This window comes from Pseudomonas sp. Z8(2022), from assembly GCF_025837155.1.
Lineage (GTDB): Bacteria > Pseudomonadota > Gammaproteobacteria > Pseudomonadales > Pseudomonadaceae > Aquipseudomonas.
Genome location: NZ_CP107549.1, coordinates 1,674,764 through 1,695,095, shown reverse-complemented (window position 1 = coordinate 1,695,095; position 20,332 = coordinate 1,674,764). Strand labels below are relative to the sequence as shown.

Annotated in this window: 21 protein-coding genes; all 21 read right to left on the bottom strand. The window is 62.8% G+C overall.

What is annotated here, in order from left to right; genetic code table 11:
* Window positions 1-70: 70 nt before the first annotated feature.
* Window positions 71-817 (bottom strand): RNA polymerase sigma factor FliA, encoded by a 747-nt coding sequence (gene fliA / locus OEG79_RS08050; protein ID WP_264148249.1) that lies wholly within the window; start codon window positions 815-817, stop codon window positions 71-73.
* Window positions 814-1,644, bottom strand: a complete 831-nt coding sequence (gene fleN, locus OEG79_RS08045; protein WP_167494315.1) for a flagellar synthesis regulator FleN — start codon at window positions 1,642-1,644, stop codon at window positions 814-816. Before fleN ends, fliA begins: the two co-directional genes overlap by 4 nt.
* A 91-nt stretch (window positions 1,645-1,735) precedes the next feature.
* Window positions 1,736-3,046 carry a flagellar biosynthesis protein FlhF gene (gene flhF / locus OEG79_RS08040; protein ID WP_264148248.1) on the bottom strand — a complete coding sequence of 437 codons (1,311 nt, stop codon included), beginning with the start codon at window positions 3,044-3,046 and terminating at the stop codon, window positions 1,736-1,738.
* A gap of 11 nt (window positions 3,047-3,057) precedes the next feature.
* Window positions 3,058-5,181 carry a flagellar biosynthesis protein FlhA gene (flhA, locus tag OEG79_RS08035; protein WP_264148694.1) on the bottom strand — a complete coding sequence of 708 codons (2,124 nt, stop codon included), beginning with the start codon at window positions 5,179-5,181 and terminating at the stop codon, window positions 3,058-3,060.
* 121 nt (window positions 5,182-5,302) lie between these two features.
* Entirely contained in the window at window positions 5,303-6,439 is a 1,137-nt protein-coding gene (flhB, locus tag OEG79_RS08030) for a flagellar biosynthesis protein FlhB (protein WP_264148247.1), read from the bottom strand.
* A 9-nt stretch (window positions 6,440-6,448) separates the two neighbouring features.
* Window positions 6,449-7,225: a flagellar biosynthetic protein FliR gene (fliR, locus tag OEG79_RS08025; RefSeq protein WP_264148246.1), complete on the bottom strand. Its 777-nt coding sequence runs from the start codon at window positions 7,223-7,225 to the stop codon at window positions 6,449-6,451.
* Window positions 7,226-7,238: 13 nt separating this feature from the next.
* Window positions 7,239-7,508 carry a flagellar biosynthesis protein FliQ gene (gene fliQ / locus OEG79_RS08020; protein ID WP_264148245.1) on the bottom strand — a complete coding sequence of 90 codons (270 nt, stop codon included), beginning with the start codon at window positions 7,506-7,508 and terminating at the stop codon, window positions 7,239-7,241.
* An 11-nt stretch (window positions 7,509-7,519) separates the two neighbouring features.
* Window positions 7,520-8,305 (bottom strand): flagellar type III secretion system pore protein FliP, encoded by a 786-nt coding sequence (gene fliP / locus OEG79_RS08015; protein WP_264148244.1) that lies wholly within the window; start codon window positions 8,303-8,305, stop codon window positions 7,520-7,522.
* The gene (gene fliO, locus OEG79_RS08010; protein ID WP_264148243.1) at window positions 8,305-8,736 is read right to left on the bottom strand and encodes a flagellar biosynthetic protein FliO; all 432 of its coding nucleotides are present in this window, start codon (window positions 8,734-8,736) and stop codon (window positions 8,305-8,307) included. Before fliO ends, fliP begins: the two co-directional genes overlap by 1 nt.
* A 2-nt stretch (window positions 8,737-8,738) precedes the next feature.
* A complete protein-coding gene (gene fliN, locus OEG79_RS08005) occupies window positions 8,739-9,221 on the bottom strand; it encodes a flagellar motor switch protein FliN (RefSeq protein WP_264148242.1) in 483 nt (160 codons plus the stop codon).
* Window positions 9,222-9,290: 69 nt separating this feature from the next.
* Window positions 9,291-10,262 carry a flagellar motor switch protein FliM gene (fliM, locus tag OEG79_RS08000; RefSeq protein ID WP_264148241.1) on the bottom strand — a complete coding sequence of 324 codons (972 nt, stop codon included), beginning with the start codon at window positions 10,260-10,262 and terminating at the stop codon, window positions 9,291-9,293.
* Between the two features lie 12 nt (window positions 10,263-10,274).
* Complete coding sequence (gene fliL, locus OEG79_RS07995; protein ID WP_264148240.1) at window positions 10,275-10,793, bottom strand: flagellar basal body-associated protein FliL; 519 nt, start codon at window positions 10,791-10,793, stop codon at window positions 10,275-10,277.
* Between the two features lie 253 nt (window positions 10,794-11,046).
* The gene (locus tag OEG79_RS07990) at window positions 11,047-12,252 is read right to left on the bottom strand and encodes a flagellar hook-length control protein FliK (RefSeq protein ID WP_264148239.1); all 1,206 of its coding nucleotides are present in this window, start codon (window positions 12,250-12,252) and stop codon (window positions 11,047-11,049) included.
* A gap of 67 nt (window positions 12,253-12,319) precedes the next feature.
* A complete protein-coding gene (locus tag OEG79_RS07985; protein ID WP_264148238.1) occupies window positions 12,320-12,673 on the bottom strand; it encodes an Hpt domain-containing protein in 354 nt (117 codons plus the stop codon).
* Between the two features lie 30 nt (window positions 12,674-12,703).
* On the bottom strand, window positions 12,704-14,389 hold the full coding sequence (locus OEG79_RS07980; protein WP_264148237.1) for a fused response regulator/phosphatase: 1,686 nt from the start codon (window positions 14,387-14,389) through the stop codon (window positions 12,704-12,706).
* A complete protein-coding gene (locus OEG79_RS07975) occupies window positions 14,389-14,694 on the bottom strand; it encodes an STAS domain-containing protein (protein ID WP_264148236.1) in 306 nt (101 codons plus the stop codon). Before OEG79_RS07975 ends, OEG79_RS07980 begins: the two co-directional genes overlap by 1 nt.
* Before the next feature lie 208 nt (window positions 14,695-14,902).
* Entirely contained in the window at window positions 14,903-15,352 is a 450-nt protein-coding gene (gene fliJ, locus OEG79_RS07970) for a flagellar export protein FliJ (protein ID WP_264148235.1), read from the bottom strand.
* Window positions 15,353-15,398: 46 nt separating this feature from the next.
* On the bottom strand, window positions 15,399-16,745 hold the full coding sequence (gene fliI / locus OEG79_RS07965) for a flagellar protein export ATPase FliI (RefSeq protein ID WP_264148234.1): 1,347 nt from the start codon (window positions 16,743-16,745) through the stop codon (window positions 15,399-15,401).
* A complete protein-coding gene (fliH, locus tag OEG79_RS07960) occupies window positions 16,735-17,529 on the bottom strand; it encodes a flagellar assembly protein FliH (RefSeq protein ID WP_264148233.1) in 795 nt (264 codons plus the stop codon). The genes fliI and fliH overlap by 11 nt, the downstream gene beginning before the upstream one ends.
* Window positions 17,530-17,532: 3 nt before the next feature.
* Complete coding sequence (gene fliG, locus OEG79_RS07955) at window positions 17,533-18,549, bottom strand: flagellar motor switch protein FliG (RefSeq protein WP_264148232.1); 1,017 nt, start codon at window positions 18,547-18,549, stop codon at window positions 17,533-17,535.
* Window positions 18,542-20,326 carry a flagellar basal-body MS-ring/collar protein FliF gene (gene fliF, locus OEG79_RS07950; protein ID WP_264148231.1) on the bottom strand — a complete coding sequence of 595 codons (1,785 nt, stop codon included), beginning with the start codon at window positions 20,324-20,326 and terminating at the stop codon, window positions 18,542-18,544. Before fliF ends, fliG begins: the two co-directional genes overlap by 8 nt.
* Window positions 20,327-20,332 lie beyond the last annotated feature (6 nt).

The following is a 20,332-nucleotide window of genomic DNA, read 5'->3' as shown; positions in this document are numbered from 1 at the left end:
TCCCAAACGTATTGCGCTTGCAACTACGTCCTTTAATCGTGAAACCGTTTCTGCCTGCGAGTACGCCGCTTCAATTGGCGCGCCATTCACTCAGCCGCGAGCGCAAACGCGCCGCGCACTGGCTGTGCAACTGGCTCACGCGCGACTCGCTAACCCCCAGCACTTCACCGATTTCCTTCAAGTTCAGTTCTTCATCGTAATACAGCGCCAGCACCAGACGTTCGCGCTCCGGCAAGCCGGCGATGGCATCGGCCAAGGCCGCCTGGAAGCGTTCGTCTTCGAGGTCCCGCGAAGGTTCGAGGTGGGTGTGCGTGGCGTCTTCGTGCAGCCCGCCATGCTCGCCGTCCTGTAACAGGTCGTCGAAACTGAACAGGCGGCTGCCCAAAGTGTCGCCAAGAATGCCGTAGTAATCTTCCAGACTCAATTGGAGTTCGGCCGCAACCTCGTGATCTTTAGCGTCGCGTCCTGTTCTTGCTTCGACGGCACGAATGGCGTCGCTCACCATACGGCTGTTGCGGTGCACCGAACGCGGCGCCCAATCCCCCTTGCGCACCTCGTCGAGCATGGAGCCACGGATACGAATACCGGCGAATGTCTCGAAACTGGCACCCTTGCCGGCGTCGTATTTGCGCGAGGCTTCGAGCAGGCCGATCATGCCGGCCTGGATCAGATCATCGACCTGCACGCTGGCAGGCAGGCGCGCCAGCAGGTGGTAGGCGATGCGCTTGACCAACGGAGCGTAACGCTCGATCAGCTGATGCTGGGAGTCCTGCGCCTGAGCCTTGTTATACATACGAAGTCCAGAGGCTGCTGTCATACGGCCGAGTCTGCAGTCGGTTGCTGTACCAGACGCTCGACGAAAAACTCCAGATGGCCGCGGGGATTGGCCGGCAGCGGCCAGGTGTCAACTTTCTGAGCTATCGCCTTGAACGCCAGCGCGCATTTGGATCGCGGGAAGGCTTCATAGACTGCGCGCTGCTTCTGCACGGCCTTGCGCACGCACTCATCGTAGGGCACGGCACCGACGTACTGCAGGGCGACATCGAGGAAGCGATCGGTCACTTTGGTCAGCTTAGCAAAGAGATTGCGCCCTTCCTGCGGGCTGTGGGCCATGTTGGCCAGGACGCGGAAGCGGCTGATGCCGTGGTCACGATTGAGCAGTTTGATCAACGCATAGGCATCGGTGATCGAAGTGGGCTCATCGCACACCACCACAAGGATTTCCTGCGCGGCGCGCACGAAACTGACCACTGCATCGCCGATGCCGGCGGCGGTATCGATCACCAGCACATCGAGGTTTTCACTGATATCGCTGAAAGCCTGAATCAGACCGGCATGCTGCATCGGCGTGAGGCTGACCATGCTCTGCGTGCCGGATGCGGCCGGCACGATGCGAATGCCACCCGGTCCCTGCAGCAGGACATCGCGCAGATCGCATTCACCTGCAATGACATCGGCCAGCGTGCGCTTGGGCGTCAACCCCAGCAACACGTCGACATTGGCCAGCCCCAGGTCGGCATCCATCAACATCACCCGACGACCGAGATCGGCCAGGGCCATGGACAGATTCACCGACACATTGGTCTTGCCGACGCCACCCTTGCCGCCGGTCACCGCGATCACCTGTACGGGATGCATACCCATGTTTTCTTTACACCTTGTCTAACTTCGACTTGGCCATCAGGCCGTTCACTCCCGCGCCATATGCGCCAGAGGGTGCAACATTCTCGCCGCTTCAACCGGCTCGCTGCGCCGGGCTGTGGTAGAGGCCGGCGAACATCTGCGCCATGGCATCCTCACTCGGCTCCTCGGCAGCCTGCAGGCCTACCGCACGGCTGACCAGCTGATGACTGCGCGGTACCTGCAGATCGTCAGGAATCCGCGGGCCGTCCGTCACATAGGCTACCGGCAGTTGATGGCCTATAGCCAGACCCAAAACCTCGCCCAGGCTCGCGGCTTCATCCAGTTTCGTCAGTATGCAGCCTGCGAGGCCGCAGCGCTTGTAACTATGGTAGGCCGCCTTGAGCACTTGACTCTGACTTGTTGCAGCCAGAACCAGATAATTTTTCGCCTTGATGCGTGCCGAGGCGAGGCTTTCCAGTTGCAGACGCAGGGCCGGATCATTGCCCGGCAGCCCGGCAGTATCGATCAGCACCACGCGCTTCTTGGCCAGCGGCGCCAGGGCCTGCAGCAGAGACTGACCCGGATCGATCTGCGTCACCGATACACCAAGGATACGCCCCAAAGTCTTGAGTTGCTCCTGTGCGCCAATACGGAAGCTGTCCATACTCACCAGAGCGACCTGTTGCGCCCCGTACTTAAGCACATAGCGCGCGGCCAGCTTGGCCAGCGTGGTGGTCTTGCCCATGCCGGCCGGACCGACCAGAGCAATTACCCCACCCTCTTCCAGAGGCTCGACCTTGGGCGTCTTGATCGCGTGAGCCAGGTGCGCCAGAAGCATGCGCCAGGCCTGACGTGGCTCGGCCACACCGGCGACCTTGCCCAGCAATGCCTGCGACAGCTCGGCGGATAGCCCCATGCGCTGCAGACGGCGCCACAGATTGGCCTGCTGCGGACGGCGATTCTGCAACTGTCCCCAGGCGATGGAGCCCAGCTGCACCTCGATCAGCTCGCGCAGACCATGCAGTTCGAAGCGCATGGCATCCAGCGCGCGCGGGTCGACCGCCGGCGCGGCCGACGCTGCGACCTCGACCGGGCGCTGCGGCTTGACTGGCGTTACCGGGAGCTCGGGCGCCAGCAGCGATTCATTGGCGAACAGCTGACGGTCCTTGCCGGCGTCCTGTTCGGAGCGGGTGGCCAGCTCTGCCTGGGCGCTGACGATGCGCGCCTGAGTCTTGCGCAGTTCGGCCTCAAGCGCCGGGTTCGGGCGGACCGGCGTCGGCGCCTGGTAATCCAGGGCGGCAGTCAGCTCGACGCCACCGGCGACACGGCGGTTGCCGATGATCGAGGCGTCAGCGCCCAGTTCGTCACGCACCAGTTTCATGGCGGTCCGCATATCGGCGGCGAAGAAACGTTTGACCTGCATGACCCTCTACCTCAGTTCTGGCCGACCGTAGCGACTATGGTGACCTGCTTGTTGTCCGGAATTTCCTGGTACGCCAGCACGTGCATGCTGGGTACCGCCAGCCGCGCGAAGCGCGACAGCATCGCCCGAACCGGCCCGGCCACCAGCAGAATCACCGGCTTGCCGAGCATTTCCTGGCGCTGCGCCGCTTCCACCAGGGATCGCTGCAGCTTCTCGGCCATGCCCGGTTCGAGGAGGATGCCATCCTCGCTACCCTGACCGGCCTTCTGCAGACTGTTCAGCAAAATCTGTTCCAACCTTGGCTCAAGCGTGATGACAGGCAGCTCCGGCTCTAGTCCCACAATGCTTTGCACGATTGCACGGGCCAGCGACACGCGAACGGCAGCGACCATAGCGGCGGGATCTTGACTCTTGGGCGCGACGTTGGCGATGGCCTCGGCGATGGTGCGGATATCCCGTACCGGCACCTGTTCCTGCAGCAATGCCTGCAGCACCTTGAGCAGGGTCGACAGCGAAACCAGCCCGGGTACCAGCTCTTCGGCCAGCTTCGGCGAGCTCTTGGCCAGCAACTGCATGAGCTGCTGCACTTCCTCGTGCCCCAGCAGCTCATGGGCATGCTTGTGCAGGATCTGGTTGAGATGAGTGGCGACCACGGTACTGGCGTCGACCACGGTGTAACCGAGCGATTGCGCCTGGTCACGCTGAGTCGGGTCGATCCACACCGCCTCCAGCCCAAACGCCGGATCCTTGGCGGCGATGCCGTTGAGCGGGCCGAATACCTGCCCGGGATTGATCGCCAACTCACGGTCGGGGTAGACCTCGGCCTCGGCGACGCTGACGCCCATCAGCGTCAGGCGATAGGCATTGGGCGCCAGGTCGAGGTTGTCGCGGATATGCACCGATGGCATGAGAAAGCCCATTTCCTGCGACAGCTTTTTGCGCACGCCCTTGATCCGCGCCAGCAACTGGCCACCCTGGTTGCGATCGACCAGCGGAATCAACCGATAGCCCACTTCCAGGCCGACCATGTCGACCGGAGTGACGTCATCCCAACCCAGCTCCTTGACCTCCTGCGCCTTCTGCGCCGGAATCAGTTCCTGCTGACGCTGCACTTCCTGCTGCTCCACCTCTTGAGCCCTGCGCTTCTTGTTAGCGATCCAATAGGCGCCACCAGCAGCGATCAGGCCCAGGCCGATGAAGGATATATGCGGCATACCCGGCACCAGCCCCATGACGATCAGGATGAGCGCCGCTACGGCCAGAGCACGCGGCGAAGCGAACATCTGCCGGTTGACCTGCTGGCCCATGTCCTCGGAGCTGGATACGCGGGTAACCATGATGGCTGCGGCGGTGGACAGCAGCAGCGAAGGAATCTGCGCGACCAGGCCATCACCGATCACCAACAGCGCGTAGATCTTGCTCGCATCGGCAAAGCTCAGGCCATGCTGCAGCATGCCGATGGCCATGCCGCCGATCAGGGTGACGAACATGATCAGCAGACCAGCGATGGCATCGCCACGAACGAATTTGCTGGCACCGTCCATCGAACCGTAGAAGTCGGCCTCCTGGGCAACCTCCGCACGACGCTTCTTGGCCTCGGCCTGATCGATCAAACCGGCGTTCAGGTCTGCGTCGATGGCCATCTGCTTGCCGGGCATGGCGTCGAGGGTGAAACGCGCGCTGACTTCGGAAATCCGTCCGGCACCCTTGGTGACGACCACGAAGTTGATGATAACCAGGATGGCGAAGACCACCACACCGACCACGTAGTTACCGCCGATCACCACCTCACCGAAGGCCTGGATTACCTTGCCCGCGGCGTGCGGGCCTTCCTGGCCGTGCAGCAGCACGACGCGAGTTGAGGCGACGTTGAGCGCCAGGCGCAACAGGGTGGCCACCAGCAGGATGGTGGGGAATACGGCGAAGTCCAGCGGGCGTAGCGCGTAGACGGCGACCAGCAGCACGACGATGGACAAGGCGATGTTGAACGTGAACAGGGTGTCGAGCAGCAGCGGCGGCACCGGCAGCGTGACCATGCCCAGCAGCGCCAGCAACAGCAGCGGGATACCCAGGCTGCCCTGGCGCAGCCCGGCCAGGTTGCCACGAGCGTCCCCGATGATTTGCGAGCGGTTGATATTGAATGCCACGTGACGACCCCAGCCAATTCAATCTTTTGACGCTGACATGCGCCTTGCAAGGGTTATGGCAAGAAGCGTTCCAGAAACGCGGGAGTGGACGAAAACAGCATTACGAGGGTTATGAGTCGCGACGCAAATCCGGCGGAATCGGCAGATCGGGCAACGGCCCCGGCCGCTTGCCCTTGCCGGCACGGTACTGACGTAGCTGGTAGACGTAGGCCAACACCTGCGCCACGGCGAGATACAGACCGGCGGGGATTTCCTGGTCCAGCTCGGTGGAGTAGTACACGGCCCGCGCCAGCGCCGGCGATTCCAGCACCATCACCTGATGCTCCTGGGCGATCTCGCGGATCTTCAACGCCAGGAAGTCGCCGCCCTTGGCCAGCAGCAGCGGCGCGCCGCCCTTCTCGGGGTCGTACTTGAGCGCCACGGCGAAGTGCGTCGGGTTGGTGATCACCACATCGGCCTCCGGCACGGCCTGCATCATGCGCCGCTCGGCCATCTCCCGTTGCAACTGACGAATACGCCCCTTGACCTCCGGCTTGCCCTCGGTGTCCTTGTACTCGTCGCGCACTTCCTGCTTGGTCATCTTCAACTTGTTCTTGTGGCTCCACAGCTGGAACGGCACGTCCACCGCCGCGATCAGGATCAACCCGCACGACAGCCACAGCGCGCTCCAGCCCACCACCTGCAAGCTATGCAGGATGGCGGGTTCGACCGGCTCGTTGGCAATGGCCAGCAAATCGTCCTGATCCACCGAAAGCACCAGAAGCGCCACCGCGAGAATGACCAGAAACTTGGCCAGCGCCTTGATCAGCTCGACCAGGGCCTGAACCGAGAACATGCGCTTGAGACCTGCCAGCGGGTTCATTCGGCTGGCCTTGGGCTGCAGCGCTTCAGCCGAGAACAGCCAGCCGCCCAGGGCAATCGGGCCGGCGATGGAGGCGATCAGCAAGGCGATCAGGAACGGCTGTACCGCCAGCAACGCTTCCTTGCCCGAGGCCAGCAGGTGAAGCGCCATGCTGCGCTCGCTCATCAGCACCTCACGCGGCAAGCTGAAATTGCCGCGCATGATTTCCATCAGCACATTGCCCATATAGGCGCCGAAGATAATCAGGGCCACGGTGCCGGTGAGGGTCACCGCCAGGGTGTTGAGCTCCTTGGACCGGGCGATCTGGCCTTTCTTGCGCGACTCTTCAAGTCGCTTGCTTGTGGGTTCCTCGCTCTTGTCGGCGCCGCTCTCGCTCTCAGCCATGCTCGCCTCTCATCGCGTCAACGCGAATTCGCCCAGTTGCTGCAGGGCTTCGCTGGCCAGCGCCTGAAACAGGCTGCCGAAATCGGAAAGGCCCACCCAGAAGATCACCAGACCGAGGGCCAGGGTCAGGGGAAAGCCGATGCTGAAGATGTTGAGCTGCGGCGCGGCGCGGGTCATCACGCCGAAGGACAGGTTGATCACCAGCAGTGCGGTCACCATTGGCAGAGTCAGCAACAGACCGGCGCCGATCACCCAGCTCAGTTTGCCGGCCAGCGTCCAGTAATGATTGACCATCAGCCCCTGCCCCGAGGGCAAGGCGACAAAACTTTCGGCCAGAATTTCCAGCGCCACCAGATGGCCGTTGATGGCCAGGAACAGCAAGGTCACCAGCATCAGCATGAACTGACCAAGCACCGGCACGGAAACGCCATTGCTCGGATCGACCATGGAGGCGAAGCCCAGGCCCATCTGCATGGCAATGATCTGCCCGGCAACGGTGAACAGATGAAAGAACAGCTGCAGGATGAAGCCGAACATGGCGCCGATCAGCACCTGCTCGAGGATCAGCAACAGGCTGCGCAGGCTCAGCGCGTCGACCTGCGGCATCGGCGGCAAGCTCGGCACCAGCAAGACGCTGATGGCCAGCGCCAGGTACAGGCGCACACGGGTCGGCACCAGCTGGGTGCCGATGATCGGCATCACCATCAACATCGCGGCAATACGGAACAACGGCAGTAGGAACTGACCGACCCAGCCGCTGATCTGCTCGTTGCTCAACTCCAGCATCGCGCCCCGCCCCTCAACCGATGAGGTACGGAATGTTCTGGATCAGCGTCTGGGTGTACTCCATCAGCTGGCTCACAAGCCACGGGCCGGCCCAGATCAGCGTGCACAGCATCACCATCAGGCGTGGCAGAAAGCTCAACGTCTGTTCGTTGATCTGTGTGGCGGCCTGGAACATGGCCACGATCAGACCGACCAACAGGCTCGGCACCACCGCTAAGCCGACGATCAGCACGATCAGCCAGAGCGCTTCGCGAAACAGGTCAACCGCCACCTCGGGAGTCATCGGGAGCCTCGCTATATCGTGCCGAAACTGGCGGCCAGAGTACCCATGATCAGCGCCCAGCCGTCAACCAGGACAAACAGCATGATCTTGAACGGCAGGGAGATGATCAGGGGCGAGAGCATCATCATGCCCATCGCCATGAGGATACTGGCAACCACCATGTCGATGATCAGAAACGGGATGAAGATCATGAAGCCGATCTGGAACGCGGTTTTCAGCTCGGAGGTGACGAACGCAGGCACCAGGATGGTCAGCGGCACGTCCTCGACGCCTGCCAAGTCGGTACGCTTGGACAGCCGCACGAACAGCGCCAGGTCGCTCTCACGGGTCTGCGCCAGCATGAAGTCGCGGATGGGTAGCTCGGCGCGCTTCAGTGCCTCCTGAGCGACGATCTCCTCGTTGAGATAGGGCTGCAGGGCATCGCTGTTAATCCGGTCGAATATCGGCGCCATGATGAACAGGGTCAGAAACAGTGCCAGGCCGACCAGGATCTGGTTCGACGGCGTCTGCTGCAGGCCCAGCGCCTGACGCAGGATGGAGAAGACGATGATGATCCGGGTGAAGCTGGTCATCAGCATGACGAACGCCGGGATGAAACTCAGCGCCGTCATGATCAGCAGTATCTGCAGGCTGACCGAGTATTCCTGCTGGCCTTCCGCGTCCGTCGACAGGGTGATGGCCGGAATCGACAGCGGGCTGTTGCCCTGCTGAATCAGCGAGGTGGCGCCGGGCGGATCTTCGGCGAACGCCAGTGAGGCGGCCAGGCTCAGCACCAGCACCAGCAACAAGCGCAGCATCAGGATTTGTCCTTCTGATCCTTGCCCAGCAGCTCCATCAGGCGCTGGGCGAACTCCGGCGTGGCCGGCTCGGCGTCGGGCAGGTGTACCGGCTCCCCGAGCACATGCAACGGCGTGATACGCCCGGCCGAAAGGCCGAGCAGAATCTGCTCGTTGCCCACCTGCACCAGCACCAGTCGGTCACGCGGCCCCAGCGGTTGCGTGGCCAGCAGCTTGATCACCTGCCCGCCGCGCGGTGCCAGTTGCTGCACGCGGCGTAGCAACCAGGCCAGGACGAAGATCAGGCCGATGACCAGCAGCAGCCCCAGCAGCAATTGGCCGAGTTGGCCGGCGATGTCGCTGCCCGCCATCGGAGTGGCAGCCTTGCCGGCGGGTTCGGCGGCCAGTGCGAGACCGGGCAGGGCCAACAGCAGTGCAAGAAGTCGAGTCATGGTCAGCGCAGTTTCTTGATACGTTCGCTGGGGCTGATCACGTCGGTAAGACGGATGCCGAACTTCTCGTTGACCACCACTACCTCACCGTGGGCGATCAGCGTGCCGTTGACCAGCACATCGAGCGGCTCGCCAGCCAGACGGTCGAGCTCGATCACCGAGCCCTGGTTCAGCTGCAGCAGATTACGGATGGTGATGTCGGTATTGCCCACTTCCATGGAAATGGAGACCGGAATATCCAGAATCACGTCCAGATTAGGGCCATCCAGGTTGGCAGGCAGATTGTTGCTGGGCGGCGGCGCACTGCCAAATTCCTCCATCGGCGCACGCGGGGCTGCCGGCTGTGCCGGTGCCTGTGCCTGTGCCTGTGCGGCCAGCATCGCATCGATATCGTCCTGTCCTGCATCGCCCGCCTCGGCCAGCGCGGCGGCCCACTCATCGGCCAGCGCCTGTTCCTCGGGGGTGGTGTTTTCTTCGTCTGCCATCGTCTTTCCTCGCCTGGCTTCAGCTATTCGTTTACATCGGGTCTGCCGACCCCACTGAGTTCCAGCGCCTCAGCGCTGGCGTTCGATTGGCTCCAGCACCTGCAGGGCCAGATTGCCCTTGTGTGCACCCAGCTTGACCTTGAACGTCGGCACGCCGTTGGCACGCATCACCACATTCTCCGGCAGCTCCACCGGGATCACGTCACCCGGCTGCATGTGCAGGATGTCGCGCAGCTTCAACTGACGGCGCGCCACCGTGGCAGCCAGCGGTACGCTGACGTCGAGAATGTCTTCGCGCAGGGCCTTGATCCAGCGCTCGTCCTGATCATCGACATCGGACTGGAAGCCGGCATCGAGCATCTCGCGGATCGGCTCGATCATCGAGTACGGCATGGTGATGTGCAGATCGCCGCCGCCACCATCCAGCTCGATATGGAAGGTCGACACCACGATCACTTCGCTGGGGCTGACGATGTTGGCCAGCGCCGGATTGACCTCGGAGTTGACGTACTCGAAATTGATGTCCATCACCGCATGCCAGGCCTCGCGCAGGTCGACAAAGGCCTGGTCGAGCACCATGCGCACCACACGCAACTCGGTGGGGGTGAACTCGCGACCTTCGATCTTGGCATGACGACCGTCACCGCCAAAGAAGTTGTCCACCAGCTTGAACACCAGCTTGGCGTCGAGGATGAACAGCCCGGTACCGCGCAAGGGTTTCATCTTCACCAGGTTGAGGCTGGTGGGCACATACAGCGAATGCACGTATTCGCCGAACTTCATCACCTGAACGCCACCGACGGCGACATCGGCCGAGCGACGCAGCAGGTTGAACATGCTGATGCGCGTGTAACGGGCGAAACGCTCGTTGATCATCTCCAGGGTCGGCATCCGCCCACGGACGATGCGGTCCTGGCTGGTCAGGTCATATTGCTTGACGCTACCCGGCTCTGCGGCGTCCTCGGTTTCCACCAGGCCGTCGTCGACGCCATGCAACAGCGCATCGATCTCGTCCTGGGAAAGCAGGTCTTGCACGGCCATCTTCGGCTCCCGCTACTGCAACACGAAATTGGTGAACAGCACCTGCTCGACCACGGTGCTGCCGGTTTCCTTCTGCGCCAGCTCCTGCACGCTGGCCAATGCCTGCTGCAGGAGCATCTCCTTGCCCAGCGGCGTCTGCAGAGCGCCGAAATCCTGACTGGACAAGAGCATCACCAGACGGTTGCGCAACACAGGCATATGTACCTTTAGCTTCTCCATCCCTGCAGCGTCACGACTCATCAGGGCCATGCTCACCTGCAGATAGCGGGCGCGATTCTGGTAATTGAAATTGACCACGAAGGCAGGCATCAGCTCCTGGTACAGGGCCGGCTGTCGAACCGGGGCAGCCGCAACGGTTTGCGCCGGAGTGGCCTCTCCCTGCTTGTCGCCCTTGCTGAGAACGAACCAGGTGCCGCCAACGGAAAGGCCCACGGCCAGAAGCAGTCCCACCACCATCAGGATGATGAGTTTGAGCTTGCCCTTGCCGCCAGGTTGTCCATCGGCAGCCGATGCCGCATCGTTCTTAGCCATGCCAATAATCCGTCACTACCCAGGTTCTTTCCGCATTCAAAGGGTTAGGAGCAAGTGTTATGCCAGCATATGAGCAGGCTTGTCTAACTCTGGGCTGCGGATTTAACAGCGCCAGCCGCTTGCTGTCACCCAAAATGCATTCGCCCGAGCACCTTTCGGCAACCCGGGCGAATGCAAGTCTAGCGGAGTGGTACTAATAGCCGGACATTGGCTGATGCGATGCTGCGCTATCCGGTGCTCCGGCGAAGCCCGCTCAGGCGTAGTAGTCCACCAGACCACGCCCCGCGGTCAGTCGCTCGCTGCGCACCTCCTGATGAGCCGCGGGCGACAACTCATCGCCTGCGAGCAGACCATCGTTCGAACCGGAGCCACTGCGGCCACCTTCGCCCTGCCCCTGCCAGCCACGATTGAGCGACTGATCGGAAACGTTGGCGTCGGCCAGGTTCATGCCTTGCTGGGCAAACAGCTCCCGTAGACGGTGCATCTGCCCCTCCAGCGCATCGCGTACGCTGGCGTTGGGGCTGGCGAACGTCACCTGGGCCTGGTCCTGAGACAGATTCACGCGTACCTCGAGGCGCCCCAGCTCAGCCGGGTCGAGCTGAATTTCAGCCGATTTGAGGTTCTGGCTGGACAGCCACATGACGCGATCCACCACCGCCTCACTCCAGCCGCCCTGCTGCATCGCCACCGGTTGCCCCGGAACCAGCGGCAGGCGCTGCGCGCCACCGGCCTGATGGTTGAGCGCCTGGGTCAACGCATTGAGCTTGCTGACGAACTGATCAGGGCGATTGGACTGAACGCTGTCCTTGAGACTCTCGAGAGCATCCTTGGCCAGGCTTTCCAATGGCTGGTCCTGCGTTGCCTCACTGCTCTCACCCTCCTCCTCGCCCTTGCCCATCGCTGCCATGGCCGCGGCAAAGTCGGTACTGGTGGCGACCTTGGCGCTCTTGGCCGCTGCATCTTGCGGAGACTGGGCCTTGGCCTCATCCGTCGATTGCTTGAGCAGCGCCAACGGGTCGAGTGCGTCCTCGTCCAGCACTGCCGTGGCCTCTTCAGCAGCCCCGGTAATCACCAGAGCAGGCATCTCGGGCGACTCCTCAGTTACCGGATTCTCCCCCTGAACCTGAATACCGCTCAAGGCCATGGCCAGCAAGGGATCAAGTTCCTCTTCAGCCACCTCCTGGTTCGGCAAGGAATTGCCGGAAGCGGCAACTGCAGGCTGCTCGGCGGCAGGCGGGGCGGCACCAGGCTCCCCCGGAGCCGACGCGGACTTTTGTGTCTGGCTGGATTTGTCGGTACTACCTGCGCGCTCGCCAGGCTTGGCCTGACGCTCCTTGGCATATACCTCGGCGAAGCTGGAAGCACCGTTCTTGCCGGGTTCCGGGGCTTTGGCCGGCTGCTTCGCTTTGCTCTTCGCCTCAGGCGTGGCCTGCAGGCGAATATCGGGCAACGCGGACATGGTCGCTCTCCGTCTGATGGGTCGTGACGGGATCAGAGCAAAGGACGGGCCAACTCGTGAAAAGCGCTCAGACGCGATAGCGTTGACGCTCGGACTTGAACAGGATGCGCACGATGGCGAACTCGCGCTCGATCTGTTCTATCAGTGCCGGTGCCTGCTCCAGCGCCTCGCGGCGTCCCGCGTCTTCAAGCTCCTTGCACAGACTGGCCAACAGCACCGCGCCCATGTTGCTGCAACTGCCCTTGAAGCTGTGTGCAGCCAGGCGCAAGCCTTGCGCGTCGCCTTCGGCCAGAGCCCGATGGAGCAAACGCACACGTTCCTCGGAGTCGGCAACGAAGGTATCGAGCAGGATGGGGTATTCGTCTTCCATGACGTCCTGCAGGGACGCCAGGACGGCATCATCGAGATGGATATCGGACACCGGGTCACTCCCTGAGCATCAAGGTTCGGATTATGCCTCAGTAGACCAGCAAAACTCCACGCTGACGCCCCGGCCATCGGGGCTGCAGGCAAAACCGTCGCTCAGTTCACGGACCAGCGCCAGCCCGCGCCCGCAGAGCGCATCATCCTTCGTTGCCGTGGTCCTGGCAGGATCGAATCCGGGCCCGCTGTCCTCCACCTCGACGACCAGGCGACCGCCATTTCCCTCCGGCAACATCCGCAGGTGAAAGCGCACGTAGCCATCATGCAACGACGCCAGGCGCAACCGCCGCTCGCGGTAGTACTCGGCAAAACCACCGGCATCCCGCTTTAGCGAGGAGTCCAACCCCATCAGGCCGTGCTCCAGCGCGTTGGAATAGAGCTCGGAAAGCACCGTATACAACTCGCCACCGCGCGGGCGTAACGCCTGCACGTCCAGCAGCAACTGCAGCAGGAACGGCAGAGGATTGAAATGCCGCAGGCTCAGCGCACGAAACTCGAAACTGGCCGACCAGTCCATCACGCTGCTCTGCCCGCTGTCGGCAAAGGCCAGTGGCCGGGAGTGCTCGTCCTCGGCGAGTCCGACCTGGACCAGGCTGACATCGTCCTGCTGCTCGCCGCGGAAGGCCACCAGGGCCTGCTGGACTTCCTCGAACAGTGCCTGCGGCTGACGATTGGCCTCCAGTAGCGCGAGCAGACGCTGCTCGCCGAACGACTGACCATGCTGGTCACTGGTTTCGAACACGCCGTCAGTGAGCAGAAAAATTCGATCGCCCGGCGCCAGCGGGTAAATCTCGCAGCGATCACTGAACCCCTCAGGCTCGAGAATACCCAGCGGCAGATGACGTGATACCAGTGGCTGACGTGGACGCCCATCGGCATGCAGCAGATACCCATCCGGCAACCCGCCATTCCATACCTCAAGCAGACCGCGCTTGCTGCTGATGTTGAGCAGGGTGGCGCAGCAGAACACGCCAACCGGCAGGATGCGCTTGAGCTTGGCGTTGATCTCGCGAAGGATCTCGGCCAGCGTGTGGCCCTTGGCTGTCATGCCGTAGAACAACTCGGCCAGCGGCATGGCGCCAATGGCTGCGGGCAGCCCATGTCCGGTGAAGTCGCCGAGCATCACATGCATGCCGCCGGATGGCTTGTAGGCTGCCAGCAGCAGATCGCCATTGAACAGCGCATAGGGCGATTGCATGTAACGGATGTTCGGCGCATCCAGACAGCCGGAATGCGCCACCTTGTCGAATACCGCCTTGGCCACGTGCTGCTCGCGCAGCAGGTGCTCGTTGTGCCGGGCGATCAGGTCCCGCTGCTGCAGCACCGTGCCATGCAGGCGGCGTAGTCGATCCATCGCGCCGATCTTGGCTTCGAGTATCACCCGGTTGTAGGGCTTGGCGAGAAAGTCGTCGCCACCCGCTTCCAGGCACCGCACCAGCGCTTCGTTTTCGCTCAGCGAGGTGAGAAAGATGATCGGCACCAACGCCTCACCGGCCTGCGCCTTGATCCGGCGCGCCGCCTCGAAGCCGTCCATCACCGGCATCAGTGCATCCATCAGGACCAGATGCGGACGCTCCTGCTCGAACAGGGCGACCGCCTCCAGGCCATTGCGGGCGGTGAGCACGCGATGCCCCTGACGGCTGACGATGGTGGACAGCAGCATGCGATCGGCTGCGTTGTCCTCGGCGATCAGGATCGCAAGACGATCAGGCATCAGCTGATCTGAAACAGCTGCTCGAAGTTGGAGATGGCGAGAATCTTGCGCACATCACCGCTGCAGTTGACCAGACTGATCTGCGCCGAATCACCGCCAGCGTGATCACGCAGGAGCAGCAACATGCCCAGCGCCGAGCTGTCCAGGTAGGTGGTGTCGCTCAGATCGACCCGATAGCGCTTGGGTGTCACGTTGACGCGCTCGTAGGCGTCACGAAATTCCTGGTGGGAGGCGAAGTCGAAGCGCCCTCGAATCACGATGGTCAGCTCTTGCCCGTCCGCCGACGGTTGCGAGGTGATGGGCATGTCTACTCCTTTGCAGAGACTTTGCCGGATGGGTCGATTGACGACTGCAGATGTAGCATTTGGCAGATGACGAAACAACTTTCAGGTGCGCCTGAAAACTGCCGGGCCGGGGCAATCAAGTAAATCCGCGGGGGAAGCAGCGCGTTCGCAGGTTTTCAGAAGAGCGTGGCTCGCTGCACTGGCGTGGCGCTGCACGGGCCCAAGCCGATCAGGACTCGCCGCGATCGATCAGACGCTGCGCCAGCTCATCGAGCAGTTTCTGCTCGCGCTTGTCCTCGGCCAGGCGGGCTTCATCGATATAACGCTGAACCAGTTTGCGCAGCCCCTCGAGGCGAGCGTAACGCTGCTGCCACACGGCGCGCACCTTTTCCAGGTTGGCACGATGCCATTCCAGACTCTGCTGCTGCTGGCCAACCGCCGTTTCCAGCTGTGACAGGAAACGCTGGTAGTTCATTAGCCACTGGCCGGAAACGCCCTTGCTGCCCTCGCTGATCCACTGCTGCTGATAGTCGCCACGAAAACGCTCCAGCTCCCCCAGTTTGGCCTCGGCCTGCCCTACCAGCCCCTGGCAGTGGCCAAGCTGACGCGCAGCCTCGCGTTCGGCCTTCTGCGCCATTTCGACAACCGGCTGCAAGCGTCTGGCGCGGCTGAGACTCATTGCGCCACGGCCTCAACAACAGGGAAAAGAACCTTTTCCAGCACCATCATTGCCCCAGCACGGCGGCCAATTGCTCACGGCTTTGCGGCATACCCACGCTTTCATCGAGCGCCTGGCGCAGATACTGAGCCATGGCTGGCTGACGTGCGATGGCCAGATCGGTGTCCGCGTCGCCCCCCGGTACATAGGCGCCGACACTGATCAGGTCGCGACTCTGCTGGTAGCGTGACCACAACTGCTTGAAACGCTGCGCCTGCCTGAGTTGCTCCGGTGGCACCACCTGCGGCATGACCCGGCTGATCGAGGACTCGATATCGATCGCCGGATAGTGCCCCTCCTCCGCCAGGCGCCGGGACAGAACGAAGTGACCATCGAGCACCCCGCGCGCGGCATCGGCGATGGGGTCCTGCTGGTCATCGCCCTCGCTCAGCACGGTATAGAAAGCGGTGATCGAGCCACCACCGGCCTCGGCGTTACCGGCACGCTCGACCAGCTTGGGCAACTTGGCGAAGACTGAAGGCGGATAGCCCTTGGTAGCCGGCGGCTCACCAATGGCCAGGGCGATTTCGCGCTGCGCCTGGGCATAACGCGTCAGCGAATCCATCAGCAACAGGACGTTCTTGCCCTTGTCACGGAAATATTCGGCGATGCGGGTGCAGTACTGCGCCGCGCGCAACCGCATCAGCGGCGCGTCATCGGCCGGCGAGGCGACGACGACGGAGCGTTTGAGGCCTTCTTCCCCGAGAATCTCGTCGATGAACTCCTTGACCTCGCGTCCCCGCTCCCCGATCAAGCCGACGACGATGATCTCGGCCTCGGTAAAGCGCGTCATCATGCCCAGCAACACCGACTTGCCGACACCGGTACCGGCAAACAGCCCCAGGCGCTGGCCGCGCCCGACGGTAAGCAAGCCGTTGATCGAACGAATACCGACATCCAGAGGCTGACTGATGGGGTCACGGTTGAGCGGGTTGATGGTGGGGCCGTCCATCGGCACCCAATCCTCGGCTTTCATCCTGCCCTTGCCGTCCAGCGCGCGGCCGGCGCCATCGAGCACGCGGCCGAGCATCGACATGCCCATGGGCAGACGCCCGGCATCCGGCAGCGGTACCACGCGCGCGCCCGGCGCGATGCCGGCCAGACTGCCCACGGGCATGAGGTAGATCTTGCCCGCGGAAAAGCCCATCACCTCGGCCTCGACCTGGACCGGGTGGTAACTGTCGTCATTGATCACCAGGCAGCGGCTGCCAACGGCTGCACGCAGACCTTCGGCCTCAAGGGTGAGACCGACCATACGCAGAAGACGCCCCTCGAGTACGGGCTGGCTGGGAAGGCTGATCGCATCGCTGTAGCCCCCCAGACGCCGGGCGAAGCTCACGCGGTCAAGACGCATCGCCGCCATCCAGGTCCAGGCTGATGTCCGCCTCCGGCAGCTGAGTGCTCTGCGCCCGCTGCTGCTCGAACAGTTGCTTGAGCGCCTGCGCCATGCGCGTCTCGACGCTGGCGTCGATCCGGCTGTGCTCCGACTCGATGCGGCAACCACCAGGCAACAGACTGTCGTCTTCGAGAATGCGCCAGCTCTCCTCATGACGCTCGCGCAATGCCCTGATGGTTTCGAAGTCCTGCGGATTGACCTGAATACGCACGTTGTCCGCGCCCATGGGCAGGAGCTTGAGCGCCTCGCGCAGTACCTGGCGAATCTGGCTGGAGTCGATCTGCAGCTCGCGCTGAATCACCTCGCGGACCATATGGCTGACCAGGCGCACCATGGCCACTTCCATCTGCTGATCCTGCTCGGCAATCGGATCGAACAGCTGCGTCATGAGCTTTTCCAGGCTGTCGATCTTGAGCGCCAGGGCGGCGTCGGCCTCCTGCCTGGCCTTGATCTGGCCGGCATGAAAGCCGTCCTTCTCACCGGTGGCAAAACCTTCGTTGTAGGCATCCTGGCGGATGGCTTCGAGCTCATCGAGCGTCAGCGGTTTGACATCCTCGATGGCGATCTCTTCGACCTGCCCGGCGTCCTGATCTTCGGCCTCGACAGGAGCAGGCTCTTCGGCCGGAACATCGTCTTCGACCGGCTCTTCAACCTGTGCGTCGAAGCTGGGCAGTGCCCAGCGATCGACGGTGCCCAGATCCTTGGCGCGAATCAGTTCGCTCTCAGGCTCCTTGGCTGCCATGGCTTAAACCATCTCCTCGCCGCCCTTGCCACCGAGCACGATCTCTCCGGCCTCGGCCATGCGCCGGGCGATGGTAAGAATTTCCTTCTGCGCGGCCTCGACGTCGCTGACGCGCACCGGGCCCTTGGCTTCCAGATCGTCGCGCAGCAACTCGGCCGCGCGTTTGGACATGTTCTTGAACACCTTTTCCTTGATCGCGTCGTCGGCGCCCTTGAGCGCCAGCACCAGCACTTCGGAGGAAACTTCGCGCATCAGCGCCTGGATGCCACGGTCGTCGACATCGGCCAGGTTGTCGAAGACGAACATCAGATCCTCGATCTGCGCCGACAGGTCTTCGTCCACTTCGCGAATCGAATCCATCAGCTGTCCTTCCACCGAACTGTCGAGGAAGTTCATGATGTCCGCCGCACGTTTGACGCCACCCATGGTGGCACGCGTGGTGTTGGCACTGCCGGAGAACTGCTTCTCGAGAATCTGGTTGAGTTCCTTGAGCGCAGACGGCTGCACGGTGTTCAGCGAAGACACGCGCAGGATGATGTCCAGGCGCACCTTGTGATCGAAGTGGCTGAGCACCTCGCCAGCCTGGTCCGGGTCCAGATAGGCGACGACGATGGCCTGGATCTGCGGGTGTTCGTAGCGAATCACGTCGGCAACGGCGCGCGGCTCCATCCACTTCAGGCTGTCCAGACCACTGGTGCTGCCACCGAGCAGGATGCGGTCGATCAGGTTGCCCGCCTTGTCCTCGCCCAGCGCCTGGGTAAGCATCTTGCGGATGTAGCCATCGGCACCGACGCCAAGGCTGGTCTGGTCGCCGACGATATCGACGAACTCGGCCATCACCTGCTCGACCTGCTCGCGATGAATGTTGCGCATGCCGGCCATCGCAACGCCGACACGCTGCACTTCCTTCGGCCCCAGATGGCGCAGCACCTGCGCGGCATCGGTCTCACCCAGCGACAGCAGCAGAATCGCGGCCTTGTCGACCTTGGTCAGTTTGGTAGCGGTACGATTGTCACTCATCGGCGTTGATCCACTCTTTGACGACCTGGGCTACGCGGCCAGGATCTTCCGCCACCAGACTCTTGATAGCGCTCAGCTGCGCATCATACCCCTCACTGGGGCTCGGCAGCAGTATGCTCTGCGGCCCGCCGAGGCTGACGCGGTCTTCGGACAGCTCGCCATCCAGACCGGCCATCTCGCCAAGTTCCACGTCGCCGGCTTCAGCCAGTTCCTTGCCCTTGCCGCCGCCGGTGATGTTGTTGAGCACCGGACGCAGCACACCGAACACCAGCACCAGGATGAACAGGACGCCAAGCACCTGTTTGACGATGTCCCAGAACCAGGGCTGGGTGTAGAACGGAATATCGGGAATTTCCTCGCCCAGAGAGGCGGTGAAGGCGGTGTTGATCACACTGACGCTGTCCCCACGGCTGGCATCGAAGCCCACCGAGTCCTGTACCAGGCGGGTAAAGCGCGCCAGGTCGTCGGCGGTCCACGGCACCCGGGTGGTTTCGCCGGTAGCCGGATCGACACGCACCTGATCGTCGACCACCACCGCAACCGACAGGCGACGCAGACGCCCCTGCTGCTGACGGGTATAACTGATGGAACGGTCCAGTTCGAAGTTGCGGGTGGACTGTTCACGCTTGTCCGCCGGGTAAGGCGCCAGCATCGGCAGGCCCGTGGCCGGGTCCATGATCTGCTGACCGTTGGCGTCCACCAGCGGCTGCCCCGCCGCTACCGGGCCGGCCGGACCTGCTGCACCACCGGTCTGCTCGGGCGCACTGGCCGGCCCCGGCGGCTGGTTGGACAGCGCACCCGGTACGCCCTGCGGTGGCAGGCTGCTCTGACGCTGCTCGTTGACCTGCTGCTCGCTGCGCAGTGCCGGCTGGTCCGGGTTGAACATTTCGGAAGTGGACTCGACCGAGCTGAAGTCCACGTCAGCCGACACTTCGGCCTTGTAGCGGCCGCTACCCAGCACCGGCTGCAGGATATTGTGCACACGCTGGGTGAACAGGCTTTCCATACGCCGGGTGTAGTCGAACTGCTTGCCCGCCATGGTCAGCTCGGAGAGCTCCTGCTGATCCGAGAGCAGGTTGCCCTTCTGATCCACCACGGTGACCTGGCCCTTGTCCAGTTCGGGCACGCTGGTGGCCACCAGATTGACAATGGCCATAACCTGGCTCGGCTCAAGCGCGCGTCCCGGATAGAGCTCGACCAGTACCGAGGCGGACGGTTTGCGCTCGTCACGCACGAAGACCGAAGCCTTGGGCATGGCCAGGTGCACCCGTGCCGCCTTGACGTTGTTGAGGCTGGAAACCGTACGCGCCAGCTCGCCCTCGAGACCACGGCGATAACGGGTTGCTTCCATGAACTGGCTGGTGCCCAGACCCTGTTCACGGTCGAGAATTTCGAAACCGACGCTGGTGTCGGTGGGTGCCACGCCAGTGGCTGCCAGACGCATGCGCGCACGCGCCAGATCATCAGCCTTGACCAGCAGCGCGCCGGAGTTGGGTTCGATGGTGTAGTCGATACCGGAGGCGGTCAGCGTCTCGACCACCTGGGTCGCATCCATACCGTTGAGGCTGCCGTAGAGCGGACGGTAATCCGGCTGCTGCGACCACAGCACCACGGCAAAGCCGATCGCCACACTGGCCGCCAGACCGACCAGCAGGCCGAGTTGACGCAACACCGACATCTCGGCGAGGTTTTCCAGGAAACCAAGACCCAGCAGGGGCTTCTTCGGCTCGTCTGCTTCGGCCTTGGCCGGTACGTTTGCTACTGCTGCTTCAGCCATGAATCA